This is a genomic window from Sulfuricurvum sp. (genome assembly GCF_022759005.1).
Lineage (GTDB): Bacteria > Campylobacterota > Campylobacteria > Campylobacterales > Sulfurimonadaceae > Sulfuricurvum.
The window spans coordinates 1-10327 of record NZ_JAEMQA010000135.1; the positions used below are offsets into that span (position 1 = coordinate 1).

Here is a 10327-nt window from a genome sequence, read left to right on the forward strand (position 1 = left end):
CGAGGATCATTTAAATGAAATTACTCTTTTTAATTATTCTATTATTTAGCACATTGTTTGCTGATTCCAAACAACGCCTATTTTATTTGTATCAACAAGGAAGTTACCTCCAAGCATGCAATCTAGGACAACAAGATCTTTTATATCACCAGAGTGATGAAGCATATATTTCTCTCTACGCTTTTTCATGTCTCAAAGCAGACATGCTTGATCGATTGAGCGGACCTATAACGTTACTAAATCAAACAAAAGAAGCGCGTACGAACAGTGCGTATTTTTCACTTTTGTTGATGCAAAAAAGTTTATTGATGGCTGCGCTGTACGATAACAAGCCTCTTCAAAATCTTAAATTTCCAACCAGCACACACACCCTTTCAAAAGTGTTTGAGCTCTATCTCAAAGATTCTCAGTCCAGTCAATCCATTAAAGAGTATCAAGACCTCTCCGACAAGCGAATAAGTTACAAACTCTATACAGCAGACACAAGAGCTCACAAAAGCATTATTATCGATGAATACTATGATAAAATATTAACTGCTCATCATGTTTATTAAATAAGGAATTTCTATATGGATCACATAACCCATGATTTACTAGAAAAACGCCATATAACTCAACAACAAATCGACCGATTAACATCACGGGGGGTACAAGAAGATACAGTCCTTGAGATGCTTACTAAAGTAGGTGCCGTATCTCTCAATTTTATAAAGCGATTTATCGTAGAACAAATTCGTCTCGGTCAATATGAGCTCTCTATCATTAAAAATTACCATTTTTTAGATGAAGCCTCCGTATTAACCCATTTAGCGGAAGTAATGGAAGTTCCGTTTATGGACCTAGACTCGATTGATATGGATTATCGTCTTATCGAAAAAATTCCGACGGCACAATTAAAACGGTACAATGCACTCCCTATCTCTCAAGATGACATGTACGTCGTTGTTGCTTTTGCGGATCCTCTCAATCTTGAAGCGCAAGAGTCTATTCAGCGCCTTTTTCCTCGCAAGTCAGTGAAGATTGCCGTTGCTACCGAAAAACAGATACAAGCCTATCTGTTTAAAATGGAGCTCAAAGACAGCGTCAAAGAACTCGTCACCAATATCCGAAATGAACTTCGCAATATTGGTACACTTGAAGAGCAGCAAGAAGCTTCTTCAATTTTGCAACTAATCGACGTTATCCTCAAAGCATGTATCAAAGGGCGTGCGAGTGATATCCATATAGAACCGACAGAAAAAAACTGTGTCGTTCGAGGACGGATTGATGGAAAACTAACTGAAATATTCATTTTTGACAGGGATATTTATCCTCCACTTGCATCGCGTATCAAACTATTGGCGAATCTCGATATCGCCGAACGCCGTAAACCCCAAGATGGTCGTTTTTCAGCCATCGTCATGGACGCTGAATTTGACTTTCGTCTCTCCACCCTCCCCATCATTTACGGTGAATCGATCGTCATGCGTATTTTGGATAAAACCAAAGCTCTCGTCAAACTTGAAGACTCAGGAATGGATTCAGAAAGCTACCAAAAATTGATCAAAGGACTTCAATCTCCATTTGGGATTATCCTTGTTACGGGACCGACCGGAAGCGGTAAAACAACAACCCTATACGGCGCATTAAATGAACTTCGGAATGTCGAAGACAAAGTAATCACCGTTGAAGACCCGGTTGAGTATCGTATGAATTTGATTCAGCAGGTGCAAGTTAATCCGAAAGTAGGACTTTCATTTGCCGATGCATTACGTTCTATTCTGCGACAAGACCCCGATAAAATCATGATCGGGGAGATCCGTGACCACGAAACATTGGAAATTGCTATCAAAGCCGCACTAACAGGGCACTTGGTTATTTCAACTCTCCACACCAATGACGCGATCAGCGCCATCCCGCGTATGTCGGATATGGGGATAGAGCCCTATCTCATCAGTGGTGCACTCGTCGCCGTACAGGCACAACGGTTGGTTCGCCGTATCTGCAAACACTGCAAAAAAGAGATTGATATTCCTCAAACACTGCTACAAGAATACAGTTCAATGATCCCTCCGCATACCGTTTTTTATGCAGGGGCAGGATGTAAAGAGTGTAACGGTTCAGGATATATGGGGCGGGAAATGATTTGTGAAGTATTACCTATCACCGAAGAAATTTCCAGCATGATCGCCCGAAGTGCCTCGAAAGACGATCTGCTCAGACAAGCAAAAGCGGAAGGGTTTGTCGGAATGTTTGAGAACGGTATGGCCAAAGCGGTTCAAGGAATAACAACATTAGATGAAATACTAAGGGTGGCAAAAGGATGAAATACTTTGTAGCAACGGTCCTCACAAAAGGGAAAAAAGTCGACCAAGGGTTCTATGCCGAAAATAAAAAAGAGGCTCACTATTTAGCGAAAATCAAATTTACAGGGATGGTACTCAAAATCACCGAATCCGAGCCTCCCCTTGAAGATCAATTCAAACGCTTTAAAGAGACTCTTTTCTCTAATGTACGCAAGCGTAAACTGAAACAAGATGCCCTTATTGCTGCCATTCGTCAACTCGCCGTTATGACGAATGCCGGTATTTCCATTCATGACTCCCTCAAAGAGATCGCCGAAGCAACAACCGATAAAGTATTACAAAGCGTTTTAGGAACCATGGCCGAAGATATCAACGCCGGTCATAGCCTTTCTCATTCTGCCCACAAATTTCATTACGAACTGGGAAATCTTTCATTAGCCATGATTGAACTGGGAGAAAAAACCGGTAATATGGCCGAAGCACTCCATAAATTGGCCGATATGCTCGAAGAGATCCGCCGCAATGTCATCAAGTTTAAAAAAGCAATGGCTTATCCCCGGAACGTCATGATTGCAATGGCTATCGCCTTTACGGTTTTAATCTCCTACGTTGTTCCTCAATTTAAAGCAATTTTTGAACAGCTTCATGCCGAGCTACCCCTCCCGACAAAAATCCTCCTCTTTTTAGAGCACCTATTTAATACATACGGGCTCTATGTATTAGCGGGGATTTTTATCTTTGTTTTTGTATTTCGATACATGCTTAACCACAACCGAGAATTTCGTTATCGATGGCACCAGTTTTTACTCAAAACCTATCTCATCAAAAATATCATTATGTATGCAACACTCAGCCGTTTTACCCTCGTCTTTTCTGAGCTGGTACGTGCCGGCATTCCGATTGCAGAAGCACTGGAGACCTCTATTGCCATGATCGATTCGCTTCCTCTTCAGGCAAGGTTGATGACAGTACGTCAAACCGTTGAAAAAGGAGGAACCCTTCATAGCGGACTTCAAGAAACAGGATTGTTTGAGAATATGATCATCCAGATGATCTCTGCAGGTGAATCGAGCGGTCAACTCGATGCCATGATGCAAAAAGTTATGGAGTACTATAAAATGCGCTTTGATGCGATCATCGACGGCCTCTCCGAAGCGATTGAGCCGATTATGCTTTTGATCATTGCATGTATGGTTGTTTTGTTGGCGTTGGGCATTTTCTTACCGATGTGGAATATGGGGGCTGCGGTCAATGGCCGGCAGGCCTAATCTTCTTGCAAACCTTTTGTGACCAAAGCATTGTACATTTCATCTTTAGGGATGAGACCCGCTTCAAACAAAAACTGCGAAGGGACAAAGTTTGTTTTCTTGATTTTGTCATACTTTGCATAGCTCAAAAACAATCGATCTTTTGCCCGTGTTACCGCGACGTAAAACAACCGTCTCTCCTCTTCGATACTTCCGCTACGGCTCATCAGTTTTCGGTTTGGGAACCGTCCGTCCATCAAATCGATCACATAGACTTCTTGATATTCTAACCCTTTTGAAGCATGAATGCTCAACAGATGAACCCCTTCACCTTGCGTTAAATCCTGCGATCCTAAAACCATTGCATTTAAAAAACGTTCATGATCTTTGTAAGGACACGAGAGTTCAAACAATAAGGTGCATTTACGCCGTATACGTTCCTGTGACTCTGTTTTTGCTCTCTCATCAATCGCACCGTTTTCATTCATAGCTCGCCTAGTTGAGAGCAACTCGATCACATGTCCGTAAAGAGCCGATAATGCAATTTTCTGAACTGCAACTTTAGGTTCTTTCACCTCTTTAAGTTGACGGAACAAATTGAATAAATCATGTAAAAATGTCGCTGAATCTTTGGAAAGTTTGGCATGTTTTAAAATCGGATTTCCCATAAAGTTTGGATCAAAACCGAGCTTTGCAAATCGTCCCGCACTCCCCATCTCCGCAAAATCATCAAACAGCCCTAACTGATGGTTGAGTCGCCGTTTCTCAAACGGATTGCTAATCTCAGAGTCAGGCGAATACAACCCGCGTAAAAAAGACCCTTTCCCCAATTTTTGCAACGCAACAAAAAGCTCTTTTGCTACAGCGCTTCCTACCCCTTTGGCATAATCAAAGAGATGGATAAACGCCATCATGTCCGACTCATTGACAAGTAACGTGTAAATATCGAGAAGCGCTTTAACCTCTTTGGAATCAAAAAAACTCGTTCCGCCGCGACGGCGACACGCGATCCCTAGCTCTCGAAGGGAAGCTTCAATTCCGTCTGCCGAGGCATTGTTCCGAAAAATGACGGCAATCTCTTCGCGGTTGGTAGAGGAATCCCCGATTTTTTGAGCAATGCCGTGATACTGATCAAAGAGTTCATCATACACTAACAAAGTGGGGCTGTGGGCTTCTCCTGTCCGGGTCACTTCGAGTGCTTTAGGATAAATGCGCTCGTTATAAGCGATCACCGTATTGGCAAGCGAGAGAATGGGGACAGTTGAGCGGTAATTTTTGTTGAGAGTATAGACCTTGGCATCGGGGAAATTGGTCGTAAACGACCCGATGATCGAAATATCCGCACCGTTAAAGGCATAGATACTCTGATCGTAATCTCCCACACAAAAGAGCGATGGAGGGCGCATCGCATTGATCAGCGTCCCCTGCAAAGCATTGGTGTCCTGATATTCATCAATCAAGACCTCCTTATACCCCAAATCGCTCTCTTTCGCCAGATCTCTCATATGTAAAAGCAAATCGTTGAAATTGACAAACCCGTACTCTTTTTTCAGTCCTTCAAATTCATCGATAATATCGGCATAGATGGCGGCATACACGGCATGTTCGTCCTGACGGGTCAATATCCACTCTTCGAAATTTGTCTCAAGTTCCGTATTTTGGTAAAACGAATAAACATCGTAGAGATAGTTGGCACCGTATGCAGGCGTCGCACAGTCAATATGGCTGAACGTCCGTTTTTCATAGACACTGCGAAACAGCGTTTTTAGTTCGCGAGGCTGCTTGAGAACAACTTTCCCCTCTTTTCGTTTGAGCCATCGGTAGCTCACCGCATGAAATGTCCCCGCATCAATTTTCGAAGCGATCTCGCGCCCAAAAAAAATCGCCACACGTTCTACCATTTCCTGCGCCGCTTTGTTGGTAAAGGTGAGAAGCAATATCTCTTCAGGTTTGACGTTTTGTGAAATCAGATACGCAATGCGTCCGACGATCGTCGAGGTTTTCCCAGTACCGGCCGAAGCAATAATAAGATTGTGTCCATAAGGTGCGGTTGCGGCGGTATATTGCTGATCGTTGAGGCGGGAGAGTGGCAAGAGGCTCCTTGAAGCCCCCACATAAAGAGGCTAAGCTATGCTGTAAATTTTTTGATCGGTTCGGCCAACCCTAAACCGGGATGATTTTTCACATCCAATACCGCTTGAGCCATAGTCGCATTGTCTTGATTAAAAATAAGCGGGGCTAAAAAGTTGATACATGATTCATCGAGCGGATCTTGAATAACGGCGATATTATATACTAGGACCTTTGAATCTTCATTAATATCGAGTAAAACTCTAATCTGTGTCGGAAGATCAAAAGAGTATTCACGTAGCATGTAAGGATTAACAAGTGTAAAACTGATACCAGTCCCATCAGAACTTTTGAGAGTAGCAAACATCTCATCAATTTCACTCAATTCAACCTTGCTTATTTGATCAAATCCTAATATCGTCGACTTTACATCGTATTGCATCGCTACCCTTTGATTGTAATTACATTATAGCAAAGCAATAAACGTTCCTCTGAATTTTGGTATAATTCGCGATATTTTATCTTTACCAAGGTTTTTTTATGTCTGCTACCCATTACGATCCAAAAAATATCGAAGAGAGTTACTATCCTATCTGGGAAAATCGAGGCTATTTCGAGATCGATGGCAACAAGACGATAGCAAAACCGAATAAACATTTCGCCATCATGATGCCTCCGCCGAACGTCACCGGACGGCTTCATATCGGGCATTCTCTCACCTTTACCCTCCAAGACATCATTGTTCGTTACAAACGGATGGACGGCTATATGACCCTTTGGCAACCGGGAACCGACCACGCAGGGATCGCGACCCAAAACGTTGTGGAAAAACAGCTCCTAGCTGAGGGAAAAACCAAAGAGGAACTCGGACGCGACGCATTTTTGGAGCGCGTTTGGGCATGGAAAGAGGAGAGTGGCGGGATCATGGTGGGACAACTCCGAAAACTCGGTGTTTCTCCTGCATGGAGCCGTGAGCGCTTTACGATGGATGAGGGGCTAAAATCCTCCGTCAAAGAGGCGTTCGTCCACCTCTATAACCAAAACCTCATCGTTCGCGGCAACTACATGGTCAACTGGTGTACCCATGACGGCGCACTCAGTGACATCGAAGTAGAACACGAAGAGCACCAAGGGAATTTCTACCATATGCGCTATCCGTTCAGTGATGGCAGCGGTCATGTCGTGGTTGCTACCACCCGTCCCGAAACCTATTTCGGGGATACAGCGGTTATGGTTCATCCTGAGGATGAGCGCTATCTTCACCTTATCGGGAAAAGCGTCACCTTGCCGCTTATCAACCGAGAGATCAAAATCATTGCCGACAGCCATGTCGATCGTGAGTTCGGAACAGGGGTCGTTAAAGTTACCCCTGCACACGATACGAATGACTACGAAGTAGGTAAACGTCATGATCTGGAATTCATCACCGTATTCGATGAAAAAGGGATTTTGAACCACCACGCGGGAGAGTTCGAGGGGTTAGAACGTCTTGAAGCACGCTCTGCAATCGTTAAGCGTCTCGAAGAGGCAGGATTCATCGAAAAAATCGAAGAACACACCCACCAAGTAGGTCACTGCTACCGCTGTAAAAATATCGTCGAACCCTACATCTCGAAACAGTGGTTCGTCCGCAGCGAAGTAGCACGCGGTTCTATCGATAAAACCAATGCGGGACTAACCCAATTTTTCCCGGCTCACTGGATCAACAGCTATAATGCGTGGATGGGTGATTTGCGCGACTGGTGTATCTCCCGTCAGCTTTGGTGGGGACACCGTATTCCGGTATTTTACTGTGACGAATGCGATCATGAGTGGGCGAGCTTAGAAGAACATCCGAGTGCGTGTCCCCATTGTGCAAGCACAAAATTCACCCAAGATCCGGATGTACTGGATACATGGTTTAGCTCCGCTCTGTGGCCGTTCTCAACGCTGGGATGGGGGAACGGTGACACGGCAGGCGATCAACTCTTCCAAAGCGAAGATATGGCTCGTTTTTATCCGAACACCCTCCTCATTACCGGATTTGACATTCTCTTTTTCTGGGTTGCCCGTATGATGATGATGGGTGAGAGCTTCACAGGAGAGCTGCCGTTTAATCACATCTATCTCCATGCCTTGGTGCGCGATGAACACGGTCAAAAAATGTCCAAATCCAAAGGCAACGTTATCGACCCGCTCGATATGGTCGAAAAGTACAGTGCTGATGCCCTTCGCTTTACCCTTGCCGTCCTTGCCGTTCAAGGACGTGACATTCGTCTGAGCACGGATCGCCTAGAGCAAAGCCGCAACTTTACCAACAAACTCTTCAACGCCTCAAAATTCCTCCAAATGAACGTCCCAACCTTTAAAGATTTGGCGGACCAAGAGGTCACCACTCCGTTGGGGCGCTATATGCTCAGCCGTTTCCACCGCGCGACGGCAGAGACGAGAGCGTTCTTAGATGAATACCGCTTTAACGATGCGGCGACCGTACTCTACCGCTTTTTGTGGAATGAGTTCTGTGACTGGGGTATCGAGTTGGGTAAAGCCTCCAAAGAGAGTGTCAATGAGCTGGGGAGTATCTTTAAAGAGTCGATGAAACTGCTCCATCCGTTTATGCCGTTTATCACCGAGTTCCTTTATCATGAGCTCTCCGGAACATCCCTCGAAGAGGGGAACTCAATCATGGTTATGGCATATCCTGACAATACAGAGATTGATGAGTCTATCGAAGCGGAATTTGCGATGATCATGGATGCGATCGTTACCATTCGACGCGCCAAAACCCTCGTCGATCTAGGCAACCAAAAAATCGATCTTGCCTATCTCAAATGCTCCGGCAACCATGAGATGATGGCACCGTTCATCACGCGCCTAGCAAAAGTCGAAACACTCCGTTTTACAGAAGGGAAAATCGATAATGCGATCAGCGATATCGGCGAGATTGTCGAAGTTTATCTCCCGACCGATGCAATTGATCTCACCCCTATCATCGATCGTCTCACCAAACAACGCGAAAAGCTCCAAAAAGAATCGGATAAACTACGCGGAATGCTCTCAAACGAACGTTTTGTCGCTAATGCTCCCGAAGCGGTCATTACCCAAAACCGTGAAGGACTTGCCGATGCGGAAGATAAAATAGCCAAAATCGATGCGCAGCTCGGCGCATTAGGCAATTAATTTGCAATTTCGAGAACTCTCCGCATCCGAACTCGTTGAGGGGTTTGCCCTCCTCACGACCCTCCGCCCCGAGCTCACCCCCGAAGCATTCGATGCGTTCATCACATCCCAATACCCCAAAGACTATCGTCCTATCGGTGCCTATCAGCGAGGCGAGTTACAAGTCTATGCAGGGGTAAGTATCCGAGAAAATTTGGAGTTGGGACGTCATCTGATCGTAGATGATTTCGTCACCTACATCGGGTGTGAGCACCTCAGCGGTGAAATGGTCGATTACCTGTGCGATTATGCCAAAATGCACAAATGTCAAAGTGTTTTGGTGTGGGGAAAACAGCGAGGAATTTCGATCAATGATCTCAGTGGATTCCGCCCCAAACGGGACGGATTCATTAAAATTTTTTAAACGCTGCCGGAGCAAAGCCCCGCTCAGCTACGCTTGCCGCTATGGCACTAAAGCTTGCCTCGTTCGAGGCAGATTTTTCCAAAGTTTATTCCGCGATCCCTTCGATCTCTACAACGAGTTTCACTTCATCGCCGACGACAACACCACCCGCTTCGATCGCTTTGTTCCAGTTCAAACCGAAATCTTTGCGATTGATTTTACCGTTCAAGACAAACCCTGAACGTTGATTGCCCCACGGATCTTCGACAACTCCGCCCATCTCAACATCCAAGACCACTTTTTTGGTGATACCGTGAATCGTGAGATTACCCGTCATTTTAGATTTTGATGCACTTGTCATGGTAAACGTTATATCGCCGAATTTCGCCACATCAAAGAAATCGGCACTGCGCAAGTGATCATCCCGTTTTGCGATCCCTGTATCGATAGAATCCGCTTTGATTATCCCGCTAAGCGATTTAAATACCCCTTTGTCCAAATCGTACGTTCCGCTAAAATTTCCGAATTTTCCCGTTACGGTGCTGATCATCATGTGCTTGACTTTAAATCCGACCGTTGAGTGTGAAGGGTCCACTTTATAGACCGCAGCCGAAGCACACGTAGATCCGAGCAATAGACCGGCAAAAACTGTTGCTAATAAACTCTTTTTCATCGTCAATCCTTTGGGTTAATATGATCTTTATTGTAGAGTGTTTTTCACAATGGATTATTAATGCAAAAATAATGCGCAATAAATTTAAGCTTCGTTATACTTTTAGTATCACTTTTCAAAGGTATTCCATGCAGCTTTGTGTCGCACTCGATCTCCCATCACAAGAAGAAAATTTAGCCCTTATCGAAAAAATCAAAGCCTACCCTATTTGGCTCAAAGTGGGTCTGCGCTCGTACATCCGTGACGGAAAACCGTTCATCGATGCGATCAAAGCGATCAATCCCGAGTTTAAAATCTTTTTGGATCTCAAACTCTATGACATCCCCAACACCATGGCGGATGCCGCTGAATCGATCATGGGATTGGGTGTCGATATGTTCAATGTCCACGCATCTTCAGGACGTAAAGCGATGCGTGAAGTGATGAAACGCTTGGAACTCTATGAGAATCGGCCACTCGTTCTTGCGGTGACTGCCCTCACCTCATTCGAAGAGGGTGAATTCAGCCATGT

The 10327-nt window shown here is 44.8% G+C and carries 9 protein-coding genes; 6 read left to right on the forward strand and 3 right to left on the reverse strand.

The genetic code is table 11. From position 1 onward, the window contains the following. The first annotated feature begins 14 nt into the window (after positions 1–14). The 3 genes from JHC35_RS08345 to JHC35_RS08355 are packed head-to-tail and all read left to right on the forward strand — an operon-like array spanning position 15 to position 3553. Positions 15–554: a hypothetical protein gene (locus JHC35_RS08345; RefSeq protein ID WP_295044124.1), complete on the forward strand. Its 540-nt coding sequence runs from the start codon at positions 15–17 to the stop codon at positions 552–554. 15 nt (positions 555–569) lie between these two features. After that, positions 570–2306, forward strand: a complete 1737-nt coding sequence (locus JHC35_RS08350; protein WP_295044127.1) for a GspE/PulE family protein — start codon at positions 570–572, stop codon at positions 2304–2306. Continuing rightward, a complete protein-coding gene (locus JHC35_RS08355; protein WP_295044130.1) occupies positions 2303–3553 on the forward strand; it encodes a type II secretion system F family protein in 1251 nt (416 codons plus the stop codon). Before JHC35_RS08350 ends, JHC35_RS08355 begins: the two co-directional genes overlap by 4 nt. On the opposite strand, the gene JHC35_RS08360 is transcribed toward JHC35_RS08355, so the two are convergent. Beyond that, positions 3550–5625: an ATP-dependent helicase gene (locus JHC35_RS08360; protein ID WP_295044132.1), complete on the reverse strand. Its 2076-nt coding sequence runs from the start codon at positions 5623–5625 to the stop codon at positions 3550–3552. The genes JHC35_RS08355 and JHC35_RS08360 overlap by 4 nt on opposite strands. Before the next feature lie 35 nt (positions 5626–5660). After that, positions 5661–6044, reverse strand: a complete 384-nt coding sequence (gene fliW / locus JHC35_RS08365) for a flagellar assembly protein FliW (protein ID WP_295044135.1) — start codon at positions 6042–6044, stop codon at positions 5661–5663. A gap of 98 nt (positions 6045–6142) precedes the next feature. Here fliW and JHC35_RS08370 point away from each other — a divergent pair, with 98 nt between their 5' ends. Together JHC35_RS08370 and JHC35_RS08375 are read left to right on the forward strand one after the other, a co-directional pair. Further along, positions 6143–8761: a valine--tRNA ligase gene (locus tag JHC35_RS08370; protein WP_295044138.1), complete on the forward strand. Its 2619-nt coding sequence runs from the start codon at positions 6143–6145 to the stop codon at positions 8759–8761. 1 nt (position 8762) lies between these two features. Continuing rightward, entirely contained in the window at positions 8763–9164 is a 402-nt protein-coding gene (locus tag JHC35_RS08375) for a hypothetical protein (RefSeq protein ID WP_295044141.1), read from the forward strand. A gap of 85 nt (positions 9165–9249) precedes the next feature. Here JHC35_RS08375 and JHC35_RS08380 read toward each other — a convergent pair whose 3' ends face one another. Then, positions 9250–9816: a YceI family protein gene (locus JHC35_RS08380; protein WP_295044144.1), complete on the reverse strand. Its 567-nt coding sequence runs from the start codon at positions 9814–9816 to the stop codon at positions 9250–9252. Between the two features lie 128 nt (positions 9817–9944). Between JHC35_RS08380 and pyrF the strand changes: the two genes are divergently transcribed. Continuing rightward, the coding region (pyrF, locus tag JHC35_RS08385; RefSeq protein WP_295044146.1) for an orotidine-5'-phosphate decarboxylase at positions 9945–10327 on the forward strand (383 nt) is incomplete at its 3' end.